General features: G+C 59.5%; 19 protein-coding genes and 1 pseudogene. 4 read left to right on the top strand and 16 right to left on the bottom strand.

All coding sequences use genetic code 11. The features are described from left to right. Positions 1-11: 11 nt before the first annotated feature. From GTF44_RS09465 to GTF44_RS09440, 6 genes are all read right to left on the bottom strand, one after another. A complete protein-coding gene (locus GTF44_RS09465) occupies positions 12-662 on the bottom strand; it encodes an MIP/aquaporin family protein (protein WP_171559688.1) in 651 nt (216 codons plus the stop codon). Continuing rightward, entirely contained in the window at positions 652-1,137 is a 486-nt protein-coding gene (locus GTF44_RS09460) for an arsenate reductase ArsC (protein ID WP_171560261.1), read from the bottom strand. The genes GTF44_RS09465 and GTF44_RS09460 overlap by 11 nt, the downstream gene beginning before the upstream one ends. 12 nt (positions 1,138-1,149) lie before the next feature. Then, positions 1,150-1,974: a metalloregulator ArsR/SmtB family transcription factor gene (locus tag GTF44_RS09455; protein WP_171559683.1), complete on the bottom strand. Its 825-nt coding sequence runs from the start codon at positions 1,972-1,974 to the stop codon at positions 1,150-1,152. 38 nt (positions 1,975-2,012) lie between these two features. Continuing rightward, a complete protein-coding gene (locus GTF44_RS09450; protein ID WP_171559682.1) occupies positions 2,013-3,044 on the bottom strand; it encodes a patatin-like phospholipase family protein in 1,032 nt (343 codons plus the stop codon). 34 nt (positions 3,045-3,078) lie between these two features. Continuing rightward, a complete protein-coding gene (locus tag GTF44_RS09445; RefSeq protein WP_171559679.1) occupies positions 3,079-3,864 on the bottom strand; it encodes a 3-hydroxybutyrate dehydrogenase in 786 nt (261 codons plus the stop codon). Positions 3,865-3,946: 82 nt separating this feature from the next. Beyond that, a complete protein-coding gene (locus GTF44_RS09440) occupies positions 3,947-4,318 on the bottom strand; it encodes a nuclear transport factor 2 family protein (RefSeq protein WP_171559676.1) in 372 nt (123 codons plus the stop codon). Between the two features lie 228 nt (positions 4,319-4,546). Between GTF44_RS09440 and GTF44_RS09435 the strand changes: the two genes are divergently transcribed. After that, entirely contained in the window at positions 4,547-6,361 is a 1,815-nt protein-coding gene (locus tag GTF44_RS09435; protein ID WP_171559674.1) for an extracellular solute-binding protein, read from the top strand. Between the two features lie 6 nt (positions 6,362-6,367). Here GTF44_RS09435 and GTF44_RS09430 read toward each other — a convergent pair whose 3' ends face one another. From GTF44_RS09430 to GTF44_RS09420, 3 genes are all read right to left on the bottom strand, one after another. Further along, positions 6,368-7,087 carry a DUF502 domain-containing protein gene (locus GTF44_RS09430; protein ID WP_145208890.1) on the bottom strand — a complete coding sequence of 240 codons (720 nt, stop codon included), beginning with the start codon at positions 7,085-7,087 and terminating at the stop codon, positions 6,368-6,370. Between the two features lie 75 nt (positions 7,088-7,162). Next, positions 7,163-8,074, bottom strand: a complete 912-nt coding sequence (locus tag GTF44_RS09425; RefSeq protein WP_301270789.1) for a pseudouridine-5'-phosphate glycosidase — start codon at positions 8,072-8,074, stop codon at positions 7,163-7,165. 4 nt (positions 8,075-8,078) lie between these two features. Continuing rightward, the gene (locus GTF44_RS09420) at positions 8,079-8,960 is read right to left on the bottom strand and encodes a PfkB family carbohydrate kinase (RefSeq protein WP_171559669.1); all 882 of its coding nucleotides are present in this window, start codon (positions 8,958-8,960) and stop codon (positions 8,079-8,081) included. Between the two features lie 214 nt (positions 8,961-9,174). On the opposite strand from GTF44_RS09420, the gene rpsB reads away from it, so the two are divergent. Together rpsB and tsf are read left to right on the top strand one after the other, a co-directional pair. Next, complete coding sequence (gene rpsB, locus GTF44_RS09415; protein ID WP_145208886.1) at positions 9,175-10,008, top strand: 30S ribosomal protein S2; 834 nt, start codon at positions 9,175-9,177, stop codon at positions 10,006-10,008. 78 nt (positions 10,009-10,086) lie between these two features. Continuing rightward, positions 10,087-10,965: a translation elongation factor Ts gene (gene tsf, locus GTF44_RS09410; RefSeq protein ID WP_171559667.1), complete on the top strand. Its 879-nt coding sequence runs from the start codon at positions 10,087-10,089 to the stop codon at positions 10,963-10,965. Positions 10,966-11,284: 319 nt separating this feature from the next. On the opposite strand, the gene GTF44_RS09405 is transcribed toward tsf, so the two are convergent. Then, a complete protein-coding gene (locus GTF44_RS09405) occupies positions 11,285-12,070 on the bottom strand; it encodes a LuxR family transcriptional regulator (protein ID WP_171559664.1) in 786 nt (261 codons plus the stop codon). Then, positions 12,067-12,510: a type II 3-dehydroquinate dehydratase gene (gene aroQ / locus GTF44_RS09400; RefSeq protein WP_171559661.1), complete on the bottom strand. Its 444-nt coding sequence runs from the start codon at positions 12,508-12,510 to the stop codon at positions 12,067-12,069. Before aroQ ends, GTF44_RS09405 begins: the two co-directional genes overlap by 4 nt. A 389-nt stretch (positions 12,511-12,899) precedes the next feature. Between aroQ and GTF44_RS09395 the strand changes: the two are divergent. Continuing rightward, positions 12,900-13,370: pseudogene (locus tag GTF44_RS09395) on the top strand (penicillin acylase family protein); the annotation flags it as partial. A 34-nt stretch (positions 13,371-13,404) separates the two neighbouring features. Here the strand turns inward: GTF44_RS09395 and GTF44_RS09390 are convergent. From GTF44_RS09390 to trkA, 5 genes are all read right to left on the bottom strand, one after another. Further along, positions 13,405-14,253 carry an ATP-grasp domain-containing protein gene (locus GTF44_RS09390; protein ID WP_253261261.1) on the bottom strand — a complete coding sequence of 283 codons (849 nt, stop codon included), beginning with the start codon at positions 14,251-14,253 and terminating at the stop codon, positions 13,405-13,407. A 50-nt stretch (positions 14,254-14,303) separates the two neighbouring features. Further along, entirely contained in the window at positions 14,304-15,554 is a 1,251-nt protein-coding gene (hflX, locus tag GTF44_RS09385) for a GTPase HflX (RefSeq protein WP_171560693.1), read from the bottom strand. Positions 15,555-15,592: 38 nt separating this feature from the next. After that, complete coding sequence (hfq, locus tag GTF44_RS09380) at positions 15,593-15,826, bottom strand: RNA chaperone Hfq (protein WP_025312876.1); 234 nt, start codon at positions 15,824-15,826, stop codon at positions 15,593-15,595. A 134-nt stretch (positions 15,827-15,960) separates the two neighbouring features. Next, on the bottom strand, positions 15,961-17,535 hold the full coding sequence (locus tag GTF44_RS09375; RefSeq protein ID WP_367383463.1) for a TrkH family potassium uptake protein: 1,575 nt from the start codon (positions 17,533-17,535) through the stop codon (positions 15,961-15,963). Beyond that, positions 17,483-18,859, bottom strand: coding sequence for a Trk system potassium transporter TrkA (gene trkA, locus GTF44_RS09370; RefSeq protein WP_171560696.1), 1,377 nt, complete (start codon positions 18,857-18,859; stop codon positions 17,483-17,485). Before trkA ends, GTF44_RS09375 begins: the two co-directional genes overlap by 53 nt. Between the last annotated feature and the right edge of the window lie 27 nt (positions 18,860-18,886).

The raw sequence follows: 18,886 nt of genomic DNA, 5'->3' as shown, positions 1-18,886 counted from the left end.
TGGCCGCAAGATCACTCGGGCGCGAAAAGCCGCCGGGCGATCCACACAGCGATGCTCGCGCCAATCAGTTGCATCACGATAAACATCGGCATGTTGCCGGGCAAGATACCGGCAAAGGTGTCGCTGAGGCTCCGCGCAATGGTGACGGCGGGGTTGGCGAAGCTGGTTGATGAGGTGAACCAATAGGCGCCTGTGATGTAGAGCCCAACAAGCGTCGGGATGGCGGCGGGCGCGTGGCGGATACCGCCGAGGATCACGAACACCAGGCCGAATGTCGCGACGATTTCCGAGACCCATTGCGAGGGCCCGCTGCGAATGGTGGTTGAAAGCTGCAAAATCGGCAGTTCGAACATCAGATGCGCGATCCAGACGCCCAGGATACCCGCGGCGATTTGCACCGCGATATAGGCGAGCGCCGCACCTGTCGCGATCTCACCGCGGATCAGGAAGGCGACCGTGACAGCGGGGTTGAAATGCGCGCCTGAGACTGGGCCCAGAAGGGTGATGATCACATAGAGGATGCAGCCGGTGGCAATGGCATTGGCCAAAAGCGCCACGCCAGTACTGTCCGGCGACAAGGCCGCAGCCATGATGCCGGACCCCACCACACCGATCAGGAGGAAAGCAGTGCCGAAGGCTTCGGCGAGCAGTTTATTGAGCATGGAAGTCAGTCTCGATTTTGCTGAGCGCAGATTGCAGTTCGGCCCGGTCATAGGTTTCGAAGGGTTGGGCAAATAGGGCCTCGGCACGGGCGTTGAGGGCGTCATAGGCCGTCTCGAATGCCTGTTGCCAATCGCGTTCCGCCGCACGGGCCGGGTCTTCCACGCCCCAATGCGCCCGGGTCGGCGCGCCGGGCCAAACCGGGCAGACCTCGTCGGCAGCCGACCCGCACACGGTGATCACCGCATCCATTTCCGGCGCATGGGGCAAGGCAAATTCGTCCCAGCTTTTCGATCGCGCCGCGCTGACGTCATAGCCACGCGTGGTCAACAAGGTGAGCGATTGCGGATGCACCTGGCCCGTCGGGTTGGAGCCTGCGGAATAGGCGCGAATGCGTCCCGCACTCTTGTGGGTCAGGATATGTTCCAGAAGGATCGACCGGGCCGAATTGCCGGTGCAGAGGACGAGGACATTCAACATGGGATTCAATCAGTTCTTTGAGGACAACATACCGATCTGATCCGCCTCGGATTGAAGCGACAGTCGGTCAAGCGTCTCGATGGGCAGGGCGGCGAAGGCTTCGATCCGCGTGTTGAGCGTTCGATAGGCCTCGGCAAAGGCCAGCGCGATTTCGGCCTCCGTCCCTTTCGCGGCGGCAGGGTCCGGCAGGCCCCAATGGGCGCTGATCGGTTGACCGGGCCAGGCCGGGCAGTCCTCATTCGCGGCGTGGTCACAGACCGTAAACACAAAATCGAATATCGGCGCGTCCTCACCCTGCATCTCATCGAGGTCTTTCGAGCGCAGGCCGCTGATGTCATGGTCATTGCGCCGCAACAGGTCAAGCACATGCGGATTTACATCACCCGAGGGCCGTGTGCCTGCGGAATAGGTCACAAACCGGCCCGCCCCGGCCTGTCGCAGCAGCGCTTCGGCCAGGATCGAGCGAGCGGAATTGCCAGTGCAGAGGAAGAGGACAGATTTCTGATCCGTCACGGGTTTGGTCTCTGGATTCGGGGCGCATAGATCGGGGCGACCGCGGCAGCAATCTTCGAGCAGAAAGCTGGTGAAAGCCTGGGTCCGATCGGCGGCGAGTGCGTAGTAGATCGACGTGCCATTGCGGCGCGATTGGACCAGCCCGGCCTCGCTCAACGCGGTCAGATGGGCCGAGAGAGTGCTTGGCTTGAGCCCGGTCGCTTCCGTGATCTCACTTGGACGGACCTCCTGCGGAGCCCGGCGGGCAAGCAGGCGGAAAACCGATAGACGCCCCTCGTGACCGAGCGCAGAGAGAATTTTTATAGCAGCTGCAGAATCCATATTTCACGTATTCATGAAATATCGAAGTTAAGCAAGCCTCAGTTGAACATCTCCACCAGATCCACGCTGCTTACCTTGCCGATTTTGTCGAAATGTGTGTTGAGGAACGCCTCACAGGCGGCGCGACCGGCCGCGCGCAATTGGTGCAGCACCTGAGGTGTGGCGATCAGTTTTGTCGCGACGGAGAGCTTCTCCATCAATGCATCATCGGCGACCATATGGATCAGGATGTTTTTCATGCTGCCTGGCGCCAGGTGCCCTTCGGCCAGCAGCCGTTTGACAAACTCGATGGCGCGCAGCTCGCGCAGGAGTGAGGAGTTGAAGCTGATCTCATTAATCCGGTTCTGGATGGCGCGCGCCGAAGTGGGCAGATCCTCGCGGTGCAGCGGGTTGATATTCACAACGAGAATGTCGCTTGGCAACCCGTTGTGGAATAAGGGAAACAGTGCCGGATTGCCGGTGTAGCCTCCGTCCCAATAAGCCTCCCTCCGGCCAGTTGCGGGATCGTCGATTTCGACCGCTTGGAACATCGTCGGCAGGCAGGCAGAGGCCAAAATGGCATCGGGCGAGATATGGTCGCCGTCGAAAATCCTGATCTTGCCGCTGCGGACATTGGTCGCGCAGATATGAAACTCCGGCCCCTCGACGCAGCAGATGTTCTCGTAATGCAGCCGCTCGACGATACGGCGGAGCGGGTTTTGATAAAACGGGCCATAGCTATAGGGGCTGACCATCCGCGATACCGTGTCGGAGACGGCGAAAGGCAGGGAGGTTTCGATTAGAGTCGAGATGGCCGACGGAGAGCCCGCGTTTAGCCATGGATTGAGCCGTTCATCGGTGATTGCGCCGACCTGCTCCCAAAGCCATTGCAGATTTTCGCGCGCCAGATCGCGGCTGCTTTGCGATAGCCCAGCCTTAACCGCTGCCCCGTTCAAAGCGCCCGCCGACGTGCCAGATATCGCGGCGATCTCGATCTCGGGGGTGTCTAGCAAGGCGTCGAGCACACCCCAGGTGAAAGCGCCATGTGCCCCGCCACCTTGCAAAGCCAGATTGATACGTTTCGCGGTCATGAGCGGGGCCTTGATTGTTGGTGAACAGATGAGGTTAGAGCGCGGTCCAACCTCCATCGACGCTGATCGTGGTGCCGGTGATCTGTGCCGCCGCGTCGGAGCAGAGGAAGGCCGCAGTGCCGCCCATTTGTTCCACGGTCGCAAACTCTTTCGAGGGCTGGCGCTTGAGCATCACGTTTTTGATCACCTCGTCGCGGCCCATATTGTATTCCTTCATCGTGTCGGGGATCTGCGCCTCGACAAGGGGCGTGAGCACATAACCCGGGCAGATGGCGTTGGCAGTGATCGGCTCTTCGGCGGTTTCCAGCGCCACCGTCTTGGTCATGCCGACAATGCCATGCTTGGCCGCGATATAGGCGGCTTTGTAAGGCGAGGCCGTCAGCCCGTGAGCGGAAGCGATGTTGATCACGCGGCCCCATCCTGCGGCGCGCATTAGCGGCAGGGCGGCAGCGGTGGTGTGGAAAGCGGAGTTCAGGTTGATCGCGATAATCGCATCCCATTTATCGACTGGGAATTGATCGATCGGCGCGACGTGTTGAATGCCCGCATTGTTGATCAGGATGTCGCAGACCCCCGCCTGCGCGATCAGGGCGCGGCATTCATCGCCCTTTGACATGTCCGCTTTGATATAGCGGGCCGTGACCCCGGTTGCCGCCGCAATCTCGGCGGCAATCGCGTGATCTTCCTCGCGGTCGGTGAAACTGTTCAACACCACATCGGCCCCGGCCTTGGCCAGTTCCTGCGCGATGCCCAAGCCGATGCCGCTATTCGACCCGGTGATGACGGCGGTCTTGCCGGATAGATCGGTGGTGATGGCCATCGGATGCTCCTTCAATCTCTGTTGCGGCGCAGTCTACATGCTGCACCTGCGAAATACAGATCAAAGAACCGTTAGAGGCCGATCAGTCGTCGAGCGGGGGCGGCGCGCCGAAAAAGCCAATCAGTTCGACCAAGCGGCCATCGTCCCCTTGCCGGGCAAAATCGGTCCCGGTTAGCAAGATCTCGCCATCGGGTTGCCGCATATGCCAGGTGAATTGCAGATACCCTTTGAAGCCGAGCGCGCCGCTGGTGAGTTCGACAATATGCCCGGGGAAGGCGGCATGGGTTTGCTCGATCAATTGAGCAAGCGCCTCGCGCCCCTCGACGCGGGTATTGGTGTCGATATAGACCCCGTCATCCGCCCACGCCTGTTCCAAATGCGCCCGGCGTTCGCCGGGGTCCGTTGCAAGCCAAGCGGCACCATAGGCCCGAACGATTTCCTGACTCTCGGTCATGAAAACTCCTGTTCTAATTGTCGGTCTGTGTCTTGCCAAAAAAAACGCCGGCACGAAGCCGGCGTTAAGTTATTGAGGCAGGTTTCATACAGGCAAGAAACCTATCGAGCAGTGACACCTTTATAAGCAATGGCTTGCTCAGAGTCCAACCGAAAAGTTTGTAATGGCCCTGCGGCGAGGATAGCGTTGGCCCACAGGCAAACAAAGCAATCAGAGGATTGTCCACAGATGCGCGCAGATTGTTTCAGCAAGTTTTTCGCCGGGTTAGCCACCGCCATGATTCTGTGTGGCCCGGCCTGGGCCGAGCCACAACATGGCATCGCTATGTATGGCGAGCCCGCCTTGCCCCCAGATTTTGCGCATCTGCCTTATGCCAACCCCGACGCCCCAACCGGCGGGCGGGTCGTGACCGGCGAGGTCGGCAGCTATGACAGTCTGAACCCGCATAGCCGATTGGGCAGCGTCCCCTGGCAGTTGCGATTTTTGGCCTATGAGTCGTTGATGGGAAGATCCTATGACGAACCGTTCACGCTTTACGGTTTGTTGGCCGAATCGGTGGAGGCCGATTCGGAGGGCAACTGGGTCGAGTTTCACCTCCGCCCAGAGGCGCGGTTCTCCGATGGTAGCCCGGTGACGGTTGAGGATGTGATCTGGTCCTACGAGACGCTCGGGACCGAGGGGCATCCGCGCTATCGGAACTCTTGGGACAATGTGGCGTCGATGGAGCCGGTGGGCGAGCGCGGCGTCCGGATCACCTTTGCCGAGCCCAATCGCGAAATGGCCCTGATCATGGGGCTGCGCCCAATTCTCCAAGCCGCCCAATGGGAGGGCGTGGACTTCGCGACCTCTGGGCTGGATATCGTGCCGATCACCACCGCGCCTTATGTCGTAACCGATTATGAAGCGGGCCGATATGTCTTGCTGACCCGCAATCCGGAGTATTGGGGTGCCGATCTGCCGTTTCGCCGCGGCACCAATGTGATTGACGAGGTGCGGCTGGAGTTCTTCGGTGATGCCACGGCGATGTTCGAGGCCTTCACCTCGGGGCTGATCAACACGATCCGCGAGACCAATGCCACCAATTGGGAACAGAATTACAATTTCCCACGGGCACAATCGGGTGAGGTTGTCCGCTCAATCATTCCCCATCAACGCCCGACCGGCATGACCGGTTTCGTGATGAATACCCGGAACCCGGTTTTCGCCGATTGGAGGGTGCGGGAAGCGATGATCCAAGTGTTCAACTTCGAGTTCATCAATCAGACGATCAATGGCGGGTCTGAGCCGCGCATCACCTCCTATTTCGCAAACTCGATCTTGGGAATGGAGGAGGGGTCCGCGGGGGCGCGCGTGGCCGGTTTGTTGCAACCCTTCGCCAGCGACCTGCTACCCGGTGCGCTTGAGGGCTATGAAATGCCCGTCTCGGACGGCTCTGCGGCGAACCGGGCCGGAAGCCGAACCGCGCTGAGATATATGGAAGAGGCGGGCTACACCGTCGAGAACGGCGTTATGGTCGATACAAATGGCCGTCCGTTCAGCTTCGAAATCCTGTTGCAGCAAGGCTCACCCGAGAACCAATCGATCATCAATATCTATGTCGAGAGCCTTGCCCGGCTTGGCATCACCCCGACCATCTCTACCGTGGACAGCGCGCAATATCGCGAGCGCACCGACGCGTTTGATTTCGACATGACCTATTACACCCGCGGCCTTTCCTTAAGCCCGGGCAATGAGCAGCGGCTCTATTGGGGGTGTGAGATGGCCGAGACAGAAGGCTCACGCAATTTGATGGGAGCGTGCCATCCGGCAATTGAAGCGATGATCGATGAGATGCTGAACTCAGACAGTCTTGAGAGGTATCAGGCCGCTGTCCGGGCGCTTGATCGGGTTCTGACATCTGGGCGCTATGTCATCCCAATCTGGCACTCGCCGATTTCACGGATCGCTCATGTGCGGGAGTTGCATTACCCGGAAAACCTGCCGATCTATGGTGATTTCCTCGGCTTTCACCCGGATGTCTGGTGGTACGAAGAGACGGAGTAGGGCGCCTCACTCCGCCGCGTCTTGGGCGGGGCTTGGCAGTACCGCAGGTGCTTTCGACGGGTCTTCGGGGTTGGGATAGACCAGCCCCGCCGAGATCACCAATTTGGCCGCGTCTTCTACCGTCATCTCCAAGATAGTGACATCTTCCTTGGGCACAAAGAGCAGAAAACCCGAGGTCGGGTTTGGCGTCGTGGGCATAAAGATCGAGACCATCTCTTTCTCAGTCTGCGCTTGAATCTCGCCCTTGGCGTTGGTCGAGATAAAGGCGATCGCCCAAATCCCCTTGCGCGGATATTGCACCAGGCAGGCCTTGTCGAAATTCCGCTCGCCCTGGCTGACGACAGTATCGACGATCTGTTTCAGCCCGGAATAGATCGTCCGTACCCCCGGGATCGACAGAACCAGAGAGTCGGCCCATTTGATCATCGACCGGCCGATCAAGCCTTTCGCAATCCACCCCACGATCACGGTAAAGACCAGGAAGGTTGCGACGCCCAGACCGCGGATATCGACCGCAATTCCGGTATATTCGCGGATCAGCAGAACCGGATTATAAGCACTCGGAATGAAGGGCAGGACCCAACCATCGATCCATCCGACTACTGTCCAAATCAGCCAGGCGGTGAGGCCAATAGGCGCGATCACCGCCAACCCGGTCAGGAAATTGGTCCTGAGCGAAGAGAAGAAGCCGCGTTTCGGCGGTGGTGGGGTCTCTGGCAGTTGCATCAATCGGGCCGTCTTAAGAGCGCTGCTGTCTCTTATCTATGTGCGTTGTCAAAGGCGCACAAGCGGCGCGTTGACCTAAGGGGCGGCAAGCTCCTTGGCAATTGCGGCGCCGAGGCGCGCGTTGTTCTTCACCAAGGCGATATTGGCCGCAAGCGTTCGCCCCTCGGTCAACTCAAAGAGCCGTTGCAGCAAAAACGGTGTCACCGCCTTTCCGGTCACTCCGGCGGCATCGGCCTCGGCTTGGGCTTGCGCGATCAAGGGGGAGAGCATATCGCGGCTCAACTCGTCGGCCTCGGGGATCGGATTGGTCACCAATTGGCCGCCTGGCAGACCCAACGCCTGCCGCGTCCGATGGGCGGCGGCAATCTCGGCCGGATGATCCATACGGAGCGGCGCGGGGAGGCCACTGTCGCGCGACCAGAAGGCCGGGAAGGCATCTTGCCCATAGGCGATGACAGGCACGCCAAGCGTTTCCAGTGTTTCTAGAGTCTTCGGCAGGTCCAAGATCGCTTTGGCACCTGCCGCCACAACCGTCACCGGAGTTTCGGCGAACTCCCTGAGATCCGCAGAGATGTCGAAACTGTCTTCCGCACCCTGGTGCACCCCGCCGATCCCGCCCGTGGCGAAGACCTTGATCCCAACCATTGCCGCGCAAATCATTGTAGCGGCGACCGTGGTCGCTCCAACGGCTCCTGTCGCCAGAGCGACGGCCAGATCGGCGCGGCTGACTTTCATCACGTCTTTGGCTTGCGCCAGCGCTTCCAAGTCGGTCGCTTCCAATCCGATCCGGGTTTTGCCGCCCATGACCGCAATCGTCGCCGGGACCGCACCGGCAGCGCGGATTTCGGCCTCGACAGCCTGCGCCGTTTCCAGGTTCTGCGGGTAGGGCATCCCGTGGGTGATGATCGTGCTTTCCAAAGCGACCACTGGCGCGCTAGCCTCCAGTGCAGCCTTAACATCTGGCGCCAATATCATAAGATCATTCATATATTCATCCTGCCACATAGTTTGCTGCCGCCATCAAAGCGGTGTCGAGTGCCACATCCCGCGACGCGCCCCGCGCCTCTGCCGCGATATGGGCCGCCATGAACGTGTCGCCCGCCCCGGTAATCCGCTTCGGCGTGATCTTCGGCGGGTGCCGTGTGATCATCTGATCCGATGTCGCGTCCACCGCGGCATCTGCACCTTGCGTCACCAGGACCCGTCGCGCGCCGGCACGAAGCAGGGCTTCGGCACCTTCTTCAGCGCTGGCCGGTGTCGTGCCGGTGATCAGCCCGGCTTCTTCACAATTAACATAGATCGTCGTGCCTTCATGCGGCAACAGGGGGCGCAGGCGTTCGGCCTTGCCCGGCGAGGCCGGCGCAAGCCGGATATCGGCCGCACGGAACAGGCGGCTGGCGGCGATCCGCGCCAGGAGCGCCTCGGTCAGATTGCCGTCGAGGGCGATCAACCCGTCCCATGGCGCATCTTCTCGGCCCAAACGTCCGTCTGACAGCGGCGCCAGAATCCGCTCTCCCGCGGCCTCCAGCGAATGCGCATCCGCGATCGCGGCGATCAAAGACCCTTGCGCCTCAATCGCCATATATTGATCTGTCGGCAGCTCTGGATCGATCAGCATATGTTCGGTGATCAACCCCAACTGTCCGCATTTCGCCAGAAGCGCCGTGCCGTCCGGGTCTTGCCCGACAACCGACAACAGGGCCGCATCCAAATCGAACCGCGCCAAGGTCATCGCGATGTTGAGCGCGACACCACCGGGGATGCGCGTGATCCGCCCAGGTTTATCGTTCCCCGCCACCATCGGCAGCTCAGACCGACCGATCATGTCCCAAAGCACGCTGCCAATGCAGAGGATGTCAGGTTTCTGGCTCATCCCCCTGTCATACGGTGCGCGGCCCGGGGCACAAGACCCCAGATAATAGATCAGGCTTGGGGCAGGGGCTTGCATATTCCCCGGGCTTGCCCTAAATCGCGCGCACTTCACAGGCGAAGGCGGGCCCTCGGGGGAGACATCCCTGAAAGGTCCACCGGTTGGACATCCGTCCTATTCCTTCGCCGAGGCGCAAACCGGAAAAGGATATTTGGACATGGCGCTCCCTGATTTCTCCATGCGTCAGCTCTTGGAAGCTGGCGTTCACTTTGGTCACCAAACGCAACGCTGGAACCCCCGCATGGGCGAGTTCATCTATGGCGATCGTAATGGGATCCACATTCTCGACCTGACTCAGACCGTTCCGATGCTCGACGCGGCGCTGAATGCCGTGCGCGAAACCGTCGCCAAAGGTGGCCGGGTTCTGTTCGTTGGCACCAAACGTCAGGCGCAAAAACCTGTGGCCGAAGCTGCCGAACGCTGCGCGCAGTTCTACATGAACCACCGCTGGTTGGGCGGCACGCTGACCAACTGGAAAACTGTGTCGAACTCGATCAGCCGTCTGAAGCAGATCGACGAGGCGATGGAGCAGGGCACCGAGGGTCTGACCAAGAAAGAGCGTCTTGGCATGGAACGCGACCAGGCCAAGCTGCAGGCGTCGCTTGGTGGCATCCGCGAAATGGGCGGCCTGCCGGACCTGATCTTTGTCATCGATGTGAACAAAGAAGACCTGGCAATTGCCGAAGCCAAGAAGCTCGGCATTCCGGTTGTGGCTGTGGTTGACACCAACTGCTCGCCGGATGGTGTGGATTACATCATCCCAGGCAATGACGACGCCGCTCGCGCCATCGCGCTTTACTGCGACTTGGTCAGCCGGGCCGCTCTGGACGGGATGACCGCCCAGATGGAAGGCGCCGGTGTGGACTTGGGTGCGTTGGAGCAGGGCTCGGTTGAAGAGGCTTTGGCGGAAGAAGCGCCTGCTGAAGAGGCTGCTGCAGAAGAGGCCCCCGCCGCAGATGCAGAGGCTCCGGCAGAAGAAGCTCAGGGCTAAGCCGTCACGTTACTGACATCAGGGCCGGGTACGCCCGGCCCATACGCCGTATTACGACAAGATCAGGAGATCACTCCCATGGCGATTACCGCTGCACTGGTGAAAGAACTGCGCGACAGCACGGGCGCAGGCATGATGGACGCAAAGAAAGCACTGACCGAAACCGATGGCGACATGGAAGCCGCCGTCGACTGGCTGCGCACCAAGGGCTTGGCGAAAGCTGCCAAGAAATCCGGCCGCACCGCCGCCGAGGGCTTGGTTGCCGTCGCGGTTGATGGCGGCACGGGTGTTGCCGTTGAGGTTAACTCCGAGACCGATTTCGTTGCCAAGAACGCCGAATTCCAAGAGATGGTGGGCGGTATTGCCGCCGTTGCGACCAGCGTCGCCGATTTGGACACGCTGAAGGCGGCGGATATGGGCGGCAAGACCGTCGAGGAAACCGTCACCGCCAAAATCGCCACCGTTGGCGAGAACATGGCGCTGCGCCGGATGGCGAAGCTCTCGGGCGACAAGGTTGTGTCTTACGTGCACAACGCCGCTGCGGACGGTATGGGCAAGATCGGCGTTCTTGTGGCGATGAATGGCGGCGACGAAGGGTTCGCGCGTCAGGTCGCGATGCATGTTGCGGCTGTGAACCCCGCCTCGCTCAGCGAAGATGATCTGGATCCGGCTTTCGTTGAGAAAGAAAAGCAGGTCCAGATGGATATCGCGCGCGAAAGCGGCAAGCCGGAAGCGGTGATCGAGAAGATGATCGTCGGACGGATGAAGAAATTCCTCTCGGAAGTCACGCTTCTGAACCAAGCTTTCGTTGTGAACCCCGATTTGACGGTCGGCGCCGCAGCCAAAGAGGCCGGTGTCGAGATCACGGGCTTTGTCCGGCTTGAGGTTGGCGAAGGCATCGAAAAGGTCGAGGAAGACTTTGCTGCTGAAGTGGCAAAAACCGCTGCTGGCGGTTGAATATCGTCTTTCAACGGTTTGATTAAAAACAGAAACGGCGCTGCCCAGGGACGGGGCAGCGCCGTTCTTTTATTCCAGCGCGCGCCATTGGGGATGGTGCGCAGCGCTGAAAGCGAACGTGCCATCGGGTGACTATCAGCCCGACGACACGATCAACCGGTTTCCCGGGTGGGCGTGAGGTTTGAAAGAACCCCCGTTTCCAGTGTTCCTGGCCAAAACAGCCATCACTCACGGAACAGGTTTACCTTGCGGCATTCTGTCGAAGCCCGAAAGTACGGGATTCCATACCTTTTGGTAAAATTTTGATGTCTTGGGCCGCTCAGATGTTCAGCGGCACGGCCTGATCCGGGGCAGGGCGAGACGGCTCGATCAAGAATATCTGGTTTAGAATCGAGGCCTTACGCACCGCTTGTGCAGTCGTCTCGACGCCAAGTGTATCACGCGCACCACGCAAGTGTTTTTCCACCGTGGCAGAGTTTCGCTCCAATAGAAGCGCAATGTCCTGGATCGTTTTGCCATCGGCGACCAGTTCTAGAACTTCGGTCTGTCGGCGAGTGAGCATCCGGCTTTGTCCCGTCGCGGGCAGCTGCGAAATGCACAGATGCGCGACATGATTGATGATCTCGATCAACTCGCCGTCGCGCGCCCAGATCGCATCGATATCGTCCTGGTCCAGACCCGCCCGCGCGGTGAGGCCAATACCCGCACTGGCGTGCTTGATCGCCATCGGAAAGCTGATGGTATAGCCCGCAACCAACCCAAAACGCTTGTTGAGCGCGGCCACATGGCGCTCTCCTGCGGTCATGTCGCGCCCGATCAGGCTTTCTCGGACCTGTCGCCAACTCACCGCGCCGACATTCCTGGAGGCCCACCGCATCATGGGGCCGTCCCGGAACAAGCCCTTATTGACATAATCTTCAACGTAATCAGCCGGATGATTGGTCAATACCAGCGCGTCATCTGGGTTGCCGAGCGTCTTGAGGTTGCGAAACGCGCTATAGGCATAAAACAATCGATCGAAGCCAAAGCCAGCCATGGTTTCGGTATGATGAGTCCACAACTCCTCGACCGAGCGCATGGCCAGATAGGGCTTCAGCCGCTTCATTGGCGCAAGCCAAGATGATCGGACATTGCCCGAATAGCCAGCGGATACCCGGCCGCACCAAGACCGGCGATAACGCCAATACAGACCGGCGCAATCATCGACACATGGCGAAAGCTTTCCCGCGCGTGTGTATTGCTGAGATGAAGCTCCAAGACGGGTAGGGCGGTCGCACCAATCGCATCGCGGATGGCGATCGAACTGTGTGTATACGCGGCGGCGTTTAGAACGATGCCATCATAGTTGCCACGCGCATCCTGGATCGCATCAACCAAGGCACCTTCGTGATTAGATTGGGCGAAGCCAATCTCCACACCTATGTCTTGCGCCGCCGCAGTACAGCTGGCCTCAATGTCAGCCAGGCTTGCGGCGCCATAGATGTCCGGTTCCCGCTGACCCAAGAGGTTCAGATTGGGTCCGTTCAAGACCAGAATTCTCATCATATTCCCCAATGTTCGCAGTGTTATATGACGGGAAACCCTCTGATGTCGAGACAAGCGCATCCGTCGGGAGAGCGCCTGTGGCTTGTCAAACGGATATGGTCGACGCAGCTTCCGATGCTATCCAACAAATCAAAGGCTTGGCGAGCATATATTTTACATAATATTGATTATGCGAAAAACGATGTTATGTTCACAAAGCTAGAACATCGCACTCCCCCAAGGACTGATAAAGATCGGGCATGGGATGGATGATGAGCAAGCGGGATTTGGGCTCAGGTTGCGCTGTACTGCTTCCTGCCGAGCGGTCCACTAGACGATGAAATGGGCTACTTGCTCTCTTTGATCTTCGGCTTCGACATTCTCTGATTGTAGAGCCAGGCGCGTTGGTGGTGGATGGCGCGGCAATCTGGTGCGATGTGCGCCCGTCGACGGCGGTTGAAACCTGTACCGACATCGCTCGCCTGGCGCTCGATGACGCGCTGCAATGGCTTGAAGAGCGCTATGGCGCGGGGGTGGAAAGCTGGCGATGGGGCGCGGCACATGAGGCGCAGCACGACCATCAGGTTTTAGGCGATACGGCCCTCTTCTCCTGGGTCGTCAATATCCGCCAACCCACCTCCGGCGGAGACTTCACCCTTCAACGCGCCGCAACGCCGGGCACCCTGCCCGACCCGTTCCTGAACACCCATTCCGCGGGCTATCGCGGCGTCTACGACTTCGCCGATCCCGACAGCTCCGTCTTCGTCATCGCCACCGGCCAATCCGGCCACCCGCTCAGCCCGTATTACGACGATTTGGGCGAGCTCTGGCGACGCGGCGAATACATCCCAATGTCGCTTGATCCGGATTTAGCAAGAGCAGGGAATGCTCCGAGGCTACGAATGTCGGCACTATCTAATCAACCGGCACGTTCATCTTATCTATCGCGGAAGCGAGTCTGTGAAGTTCAGCCGCGTAAAAGCCTGCTGCGTTGATACAGTTCGTTTCGAGCATCTTCAAACCGTCGTCTGTGCGGCAGATATCAACGACATATGCCGGCGAATAGCTAGGGTTTGCATTTACAAGTTGTTCGCCGAACGCCAAGGCGTCCTCGTCTAACTCGTGACGATAAACGACGCGAGACCCTTCTTTGTAGAGTGAATAGGTCACGATTTCATCGTTAACAACCCAGAGCCGCCACTCTTTCAGAATGCGTACTGGCTTGGTGAACATAAGCTCCGTATCATGTCGTAGCGACCCTTGCGGTATCTCCACTTCGTCAAGAGCGAGCACCTTTTCAGCCAGCGCAATTACCTCTTGGTTCGACAATACCTTACCCGGCTCTTCCTTGCTGTCTTCGACTGGACGCATAAACCACAGCTTGGGATCGTTAGGCAGTTTTTGCGATATGTCGCGTAACCTCATGAAGAGTGCATCGGCACCGTTCAAGAGAAAAGGGTGCCATGCATCTTCTCGAACGAATGGCCGTATCATGAAGACGCCCGGCTTCAAGCCATGGCTATGGGCGTATCGCCATAGTGTATATGAACCAAACATTACTACGCTGCTAGAGTCTGTAATCGCCGGCGCTGGTTCTAGCTCACCAATGAACGGCACAACTTTGTGCCAAGTAAAAGGTATGCCAAGCTCGTCCAACGCCTCCGCTAGCTTTCGGGTGTCTTCAAAATCCTGAAGGAGCCATTGCATATTTTGAGATCGCCTTTCGTTGTAGTGATCTAGCGCGCTAACGATCTGGCTTGCCAACGCTCCATTGGCCGACTTTCGAACGCCCTGCAGTATCAAACTCTTTGGACTCAAAGCTGACGAAACGCCTTTTCCTGTCGGGCGGTCCATTGGACGACGAAATGGGCCGCTTGATCTCTTTGCTCTTCGGCCTCGACCACCCCCTGATTGTAGAGCCAGGCACGTTTGCGGCCGTCGCTATGCGGTAGGTCCAACTCACTCATGTGTCGTGGCGGCGATACGTTTTTCGCGATCTCGGTCAGGAGCGAGTCCATCCCCTGCCCTGTCAGTGCGGAGATCACATGGGTATTGTCCCTCCGCGCGGCGATTTGGGTTAACTCGGCAGCCCGTTCCGGCGGCAACTGGTCTGATTTGTTCCGAACCTCGATCATTGGCGCGCCGTCTTCGACGCCCAGATCGGTCAGAATAGCCGCCACATCCGCCGCCTGCGCTTCCGTTTCCGGATGTGCGATGTCGCGGACATGGACGATCAGATCCGCGTCCAACACCTCTTCCAAGGTTGCCCGGAACGCCGCGACCAGTTGGGTTGGCAAATCGCTGATGAACCCCACCGTGTCGGACAAGATCACCTCTGTCCCATCGGGCAAGGCGACAGCCCGCATGGTCGGATCAAGCGTCGCGAAAAGCATGTCTTTTGCCATGACCTCCGCCCCGGTCAGCCGGTTGAACAAGGTCGATTTGCCCGCGTTGGTATAGCCCACCAATGCGACCACGGGATAAGGGACTTTCTTACGCGCAGCCCGGTGCAGGGCACGCGTCTTCACGACTTTCGCCAATTGCCGGCGGATGCGGGTGACCGCGTCATCGATGGCGCGCCGGTCAGCCTCGATCTGGGTTTCACCGGGGCCACCGACAAACCCCAGGCCGCCCCGCTGGCGCTCCAAGTGGGTCCAGGCGCGGACCAATCGGGTGCGTTGATAAGAGAGCGCGGCCAACTCGACCTGCAATACGCCTTCGCGGGTTCGGGCACGATCCGCGAAAATCTCCAGGATCAGGCCGGTGCGATCAAGAAGCTTCACGCCCCATTTTTTCTCAAGATTCCGTTGCTGGACCGGGGTGACCGGCCCATCGATCAAGACCAGGCCAGCCTCCGCCGCCTCGATCATCTGACCGAGCTCGGCGATCTTACCCGATCCGAACAACATTCCAGGTTGCGCCTTCGGCAGGCGCACGACCTCAGCACCGACCACCTCAAGCTCAGGCAAAGCCGCTGCCAACGCAACAGCCTCTTCCAACGCTGGCTCAGCAGCGTGGCGGGTGCGGTCGGTCTGTATATCGGGGTGAAGGACTACGGCCCGCATAGCCGGACCGCCACCATCAGATGCCAGCGGAGTCTCGCTCACTCTTCCCCATCATAGAGATTGATCGGTTGCGCCGGCATCACCGTCGAGATCGCGTGTTTATACACCAGCTGCGACTGTCCGTCGCGGCGAAGCAACACGCAAAAATTGTCGAACCAGGTGATCACACCCTGCAGCTTGACGCCGTTGATCAGGAAAATCGTGACCGGGACCTTTGTTTTGCGGACGTGGTTAAGAAACGCGTCCTGCAGATTTTGCTTGTTTTCGGCCATTTAGAAACTTGCCTTGTCGTTGGTGCTGTCTTTGAAATTGACAGTCTGTGAGCAGACGAAGCGGAGTATGGGGGCAAGTGCGGCGGAATTCCACCCCGATTCCAGCGCATTAGAATGGCGTTGCTGCAAATGCATCACGCCCGCCAATATCCCGGGTTGATCAGCGCCAAAAGAACCAGTGTTTCAAGACGGCCCACAATCATCGCCCCGGCCAGGATCAACTTCGCCGCATCGCTGAGCCCGATATAGGAGATTGGTATTTCTGCCGCGACGGCGGCCAGGGGCCCCGTCGTGGTCAGCGCCGAGACGGCCAAGACCAACGCGGCCTCAAAGCTCAATCCGGTGAGCGCCAGGGCGGCCATGATCACGGCCATCGACAGGATGAACAGCATGAAGAAAATCCAGGCGATATACGCCCCTTCGCGTCGGATACGGCGGCCCAAGCGGCCCGCACCGGCCACAGAATGCGGGTGCAACAGCTTCTCCATCTCCCGCGTGCCGTGTTTATAGAGCGCGTAGACGCGCAACAGCTTCACGCCGCCGGCTGTTGTCGCAACACCGCCGCCCATCAAAACCAAACCGATCAGGACCAATCCAGGCGTCGGTAGGCCAGACCAGGCCCGCGCCTCGACCCAACTCTCCGAGACGAATCCGGTCGTTGTGAGAAACGACAGCACCGTGAAAACGCTGCCCCAGAGCGCGGTCATCGCCCCTTCGACATTGGCCAGTTCATCGACCTCAAGCGCGCCCAACCAATGCCGCGCGAAGAGCAAGGTTGGGAGCACGATGACGGCAAAAAGCGCCAGTCGCAGCTCCCGATCTTTCGCCAGCCGCTTTGCGGTTTCACTTGAAAAACCGGAGGTAAAGGACCGTCGCGACACGGCAAAAATGAAGAATAGGAAGATCAACACCTCCCCCGCGACCCCGCTTGGCCGCCCTTCAAGCCCACCTGTCGGGCTGATCCCCGAGGTTGCCAAAGTGGACATCGCATGTATCAATGCGGTCAGCGGCATCTCTCCCGACACCAACAACCCGATCCAAAGCGCCATGGTCAAAGACAGATAAACCGGGGCCAGACGGGCCGCATGTCGGGTTAGCCGTTCGGCCGGTGTGGCTGCCTGCATTTGGCCTGACCCGGATTGCACACGGTCAAGGCTCACCGCTTCCGAGGTCACCTCATAGCCGCCCAAATTCAACGGCGCCAACACCGCGACCGCCGTCACCCAGATCAGAAATCCCCCCATCCACCCCACAAGGCCGCGCCAAAGATGCACCGCCGGGGTAAGCCGCTCTGGTTCGAAAAAACTCGCGCCCGTGGTGGTCAGGCTCGAGACCATTTCGAGATAGGCATTGATATAGCGTGTGTTGCCCACCGCCTCCGCAAACGGAAACGCGAGGATCAGCGGCAACAGCAGATAGGCCGCCAGAAGTGCCACCAAATGCGCCCGAGGCGAGGTAACCGCTGGCAGGGTTTGCGTAGCAAATCCAATCAGCCCGGTAAGGATCAAAAACAGAAGCGAGGAATAGAAAAAGACCCGTGCAATAAGGTGATCATCCAACGCGGAGGCCACCGCAGCGGGCAACATCATCGCCAGCGCGCTCACCCCCATGAGCACAACAATCAGCGGCAGGCGAGAGAAATAGCCGCTCATCGCGTCAGAAGAAATCGATAGAAACTTGCAGAAGCGTTTCCACGCCCGGTACGTCATCGGCCATCGCAAAGATCGCGATGGCGTCGCCCTCTTCGATCTTGGTCGAGCCGGATGGCCGCACGACCTTACCGCCCTTTTGCACAGCGCCGATCAAAACGCCTTCCGGGAAATCGATATCCCGCACCGTCTTGCCCGCGATGGGCGAGGTCGACAGTACCTGCGCCTCGATCACCTCGGCCTCGGCATCGCCGATGGAATAAACACCGCGCACCCGGCCATGACGGATATGGCGCAGGATAGAGCTGACCGTTGTGCTGCGCGGGTTCACATAGGCATCGATGCCAAGCGGACTCATCAGCGGTACCAGCGTCGGGTCATTGACCAGTGCCACAGCCACACGCGCACCCGCGGTCTTCGCGCGGACCGAAGCAAGAAGGTTGGTTTTGTCATCATCCGTGACGCAGAGCACCGTGTCGGCGCGGTCGACGCCCGCCTCTTGCAGGATATCCATGTCGAGACCATCGCCATGCAGCACAATCGTCCGCTCCAGCGCATCCGCGGCCCGTTCGGCATTGGCTCGGCTCATCTCGACCATTTTGGTGCGCACACGATTGGCGCCGCGTTCTAATTTCTGCGCCACGGCCAGGCCGACATTACCGCCGCCGATGATCACCACCCGCTCCTGGCGTTTGGCCTCTTTGCCGAAAATCTCCAGCGTCCGATCGCTGTCCATCGCATGGGTGAAGACATAGATCTGGTCGCCCGCATAAAGCTGATCGCCGGGCTCCGGCGAGAACAGCGCGCCCTCTCGGCGGATGCCCACCACAATCGCGCGCAGCGTCGAGAACAGCTCCGAGAGTTGCCGCAGCGGCGTGTTCAGCACCGGGCAGTCTTCATCAAGCTGAATGCCCAACATCTGCGCGTCACCGCCCAAAAAACTCTCAGTGTCAAAGGTGGCGGGCGAGGCCAGCCGACGAAGCGCCGCCTCAGCGACCTCTTTCTCGGGGCTGATCACCACATCGATTGGCAAGTGATCGCGGCGATACAAATCTGAGTAGATTGCGTTCAGATAGCTCTGCGCCCTCAAGCGCGCGATCTTGCGGGGCACCGAAAACACCGAATGCGCCACCTGACAGGTGACCATGTTCACCTCGTCCGAGAAGGTCGCCGCGATGATCATATCAGCGTCGCGCGCGCCCGCCCGGTCCAGCACATCGGGATAAGACGCATGGCCGGTCAACCCCTGCACATCGAGCGTGTCCGTCGCGCGGCGCACCAGATCGGGGTTGTTATCAACCACCGTCACATCGTTGTTTTCGCCGGAAAGATGGCGCGCGATTTGCCAGCCAACTTGGCCCGCGCCGCAAATGATGACCTTCATGTGCCTTTGCCTTTGAGGGTCCGATCA

Source organism: Roseobacter sp. HKCCD6576-2 (assembly GCF_013179285.1).
GTDB classification, from domain to species: Bacteria; Pseudomonadota; Alphaproteobacteria; order Rhodobacterales; family Rhodobacteraceae; genus Rhodophyticola; species Rhodophyticola oceani.
This window is presented reverse-complemented; position numbering and strand designations above follow the sequence as displayed.

What these genes read in the sequence shown, in the direction of transcription:
- GTF44_RS09420 (WP_171559669.1), bottom strand. Translation starts at nt 8,960, where the DNA reads ATGAGCCAGAAACCTGACATCCTCTGCATTGGCAGCGTGCTTTGGGAC.
- hfq (WP_025312876.1), bottom strand. Translation starts at nt 15,826, where the DNA reads ATGGCCGAAAACAAGCAAAATCTGCAGGACGCGTTTCTTAACCACGTC.
- GTF44_RS09440 (WP_171559676.1), bottom strand. Translation starts at nt 4,318, where the DNA reads ATGACCGAGAGTCAGGAAATCGTTCGGGCCTATGGTGCCGCTTGGCTT.
- GTF44_RS09455 (WP_171559683.1), bottom strand. Translation starts at nt 1,974, where the DNA reads ATGGATTCTGCAGCTGCTATAAAAATTCTCTCTGCGCTCGGTCACGAG.
- GTF44_RS09425 (WP_301270789.1), bottom strand. Translation starts at nt 8,074, where the DNA reads ATGAATGATCTTATGATATTGGCGCCAGATGTTAAGGCTGCACTGGAG.
- GTF44_RS09375 (WP_367383463.1), bottom strand. Translation starts at nt 17,535, where the DNA reads ATGACGTACCGGGCGTGGAAACGCTTCTGCAAGTTTCTATCGATTTCT.
- hflX (WP_171560693.1), bottom strand. Translation starts at nt 15,554, where the DNA reads ATGCGGGCCGTAGTCCTTCACCCCGATATACAGACCGACCGCACCCGC.
- GTF44_RS09465 (WP_171559688.1), bottom strand. Translation starts at nt 662, where the DNA reads ATGCTCAATAAACTGCTCGCCGAAGCCTTCGGCACTGCTTTCCTCCTG.
- aroQ (WP_171559661.1), bottom strand. Translation starts at nt 12,510, where the DNA reads ATGATGAGAATTCTGGTCTTGAACGGACCCAATCTGAACCTCTTGGGT.
- trkA (WP_171560696.1), bottom strand. Translation starts at nt 18,859, where the DNA reads ATGAAGGTCATCATTTGCGGCGCGGGCCAAGTTGGCTGGCAAATCGCG.
- tsf (WP_171559667.1), top strand. Translation starts at nt 10,087, where the DNA reads ATGGCGATTACCGCTGCACTGGTGAAAGAACTGCGCGACAGCACGGGC.
- GTF44_RS09435 (WP_171559674.1), top strand. Translation starts at nt 4,547, where the DNA reads ATGCGCGCAGATTGTTTCAGCAAGTTTTTCGCCGGGTTAGCCACCGCC.
- GTF44_RS09450 (WP_171559682.1), bottom strand. Translation starts at nt 3,044, where the DNA reads ATGACCGCGAAACGTATCAATCTGGCTTTGCAAGGTGGCGGGGCACAT.
- GTF44_RS09445 (WP_171559679.1), bottom strand. Translation starts at nt 3,864, where the DNA reads ATGGCCATCACCACCGATCTATCCGGCAAGACCGCCGTCATCACCGGG.
- rpsB (WP_145208886.1), top strand. Translation starts at nt 9,175, where the DNA reads ATGGCGCTCCCTGATTTCTCCATGCGTCAGCTCTTGGAAGCTGGCGTT.
- GTF44_RS09430 (WP_145208890.1), bottom strand. Translation starts at nt 7,087, where the DNA reads ATGCAACTGCCAGAGACCCCACCACCGCCGAAACGCGGCTTCTTCTCT.
- GTF44_RS09405 (WP_171559664.1), bottom strand. Translation starts at nt 12,070, where the DNA reads ATGAAGCGGCTGAAGCCCTATCTGGCCATGCGCTCGGTCGAGGAGTTG.